We start from the raw sequence: 1,556 nt of genomic DNA, 5'->3' as shown, positions 1-1,556 counted from the left end.
TTAATAAATTTTTAAGGTTTTATTAAAGAAAAGTTTATTTTTAAAGATTACAATAAAGATAGTATTTATGAGGTTAAAAATATAAATTTTGAAGGGAGATAAATTACAATTATGTGGACACTTTATCCGTTATTTTGTGCAATATTACCTTGTTTAATATACCAAATAATTGTTATAAGAAAAGTAAATTTAAAAGAAAAGAGGAATTTAATAACACATCTAATATGGGTCTATGTTTTTTTATTTTATATTTACTTAGCACTTAGTAAGGCAGGTATTGGAAGTATATGGGATATAGGTAGATATGGTGAAATTATTAGACTAGATGAAATAAATTTAATTCCATTTAGTTCAAGTGGTGCTTTAACTTACATTCTAAACATCATCATGTTTATGCCTTTAGGATTTTTACTTCCTTTGATTTGGGAAAGATTTAGAAATTTTATTAGTATATTATATACTGGGCTAAGCTTTTCATTAGCAATTGAGATTTGTCAATTATTCAATCATAGAACTACAGATATTGATGATTTGATGATGAATACTCTAGGTGCTATTTTGGGGTATTTCATATGGATATGTATAGATAATTTATTTAATTATATATCTAAAAAGATTATCTTTGAAAACAGATATGAACAAACTGTTCAAGATGAAATTGCTATTGAATCTGATGATACAAATAGAAAAACTATTAACCTTCCTAAAAATGAAGCTATTATATACTTAGTGTTAGCTGTCTTAGGAGAATTTCTATTGTATAATTTTTATATCACTTATTAGATAATTTAATGTATCTATTAGCTTTACATTTTATTTCAATATTTATGTACAAATAAAATACCCATCCTTATTACCTTAAGAATAGGGTATTTTATTTTTTAATATATTTAAAAATAACTTTTTATCTTATCGATAATACCTATCTTCACTTTTCTGTTTGATTGTCGCAAAAATAATATTTAAAATAATTTTTAATTATAATCGCCTTCAACAAAATTATTAAAATAATTTTTAAATCTGAACAGCCTAATATAATAGCCTTATTTAATTGGCATTTGAAATATTCGATTTACATTACATCTAACTTTATTGGCAGTTATATAATCATATTCCGTGCCATTCTCAATAAAATTTTGTATCTTATCTAATACTTGTATTGCTCTCTCTTTACTTTCGTAATCTCCTATCTTCCTAATATTAGACATATCTTCAAATGTTACATATATTTGATTATCATTTATTTCAATTTTACTAACTTTCATTAAATTAGTTTTATCCTGGCTTCTAATTATTATCATTTCAACCTCTCCAATATATTTAATTTATTTTAAAGTCATTTCCTTGTTATATACTATTTTGACATAATTAAAACTTTTACCATTACATACTTATATACCATCTTTCTCTTTTGGCAATTTCTTTAATTCTAAAATACTTACTAATTAATTCTTTTTTTTATTTCCATGATAAATCATCTGTTAATTATTCCAATACCATTATATAATATATTTCATTTAGTAAAACTTATACTTACCACCCTTCCTATGTTAATT

General features: G+C 22.8%; 2 protein-coding genes. One reads left to right on the top strand and one right to left on the bottom strand.

Features of this window, described 5'->3' with window-relative positions:
• Positions 1 to 111: 111 nt before the first annotated feature.
• Positions 112 to 783 carry a VanZ family protein gene (locus tag KGF50_RS21425; protein ID WP_227849934.1) on the top strand — a complete coding sequence of 224 codons (672 nt, stop codon included), beginning with the start codon at positions 112 to 114 and terminating at the stop codon, positions 781 to 783.
• A gap of 260 nt (positions 784 to 1,043) precedes the next feature.
• On the opposite strand, the gene KGF50_RS21420 is transcribed toward KGF50_RS21425, so the two are convergent.
• Positions 1,044 to 1,301 (bottom strand): hypothetical protein, encoded by a 258-nt coding sequence (locus tag KGF50_RS21420; protein ID WP_227849933.1) that lies wholly within the window; start codon positions 1,299 to 1,301, stop codon positions 1,044 to 1,046.
• Between the last annotated feature and the right edge of the window lie 255 nt (positions 1,302 to 1,556).

This window comes from Clostridioides sp. ZZV15-6598 (assembly GCF_020657705.1).
In the GTDB taxonomy this organism is placed as follows: domain Bacteria; phylum Bacillota; class Clostridia; order Peptostreptococcales; family Peptostreptococcaceae; genus Clostridioides; species Clostridioides difficile_F.
This window is presented reverse-complemented; position numbering and strand designations above follow the sequence as displayed.

Bases quoted from the DNA above. Each gene is read 5' to 3' on its own strand.
- KGF50_RS21425 (WP_227849934.1), top strand. From the start codon at position 112: ATGTGGACACTTTATCCGTTATTTTGTGCAATATTACCTTGTTTAATA.
- KGF50_RS21420 (WP_227849933.1), bottom strand. From the start codon at position 1,301: ATGATAATAATTAGAAGCCAGGATAAAACTAATTTAATGAAAGTTAGT.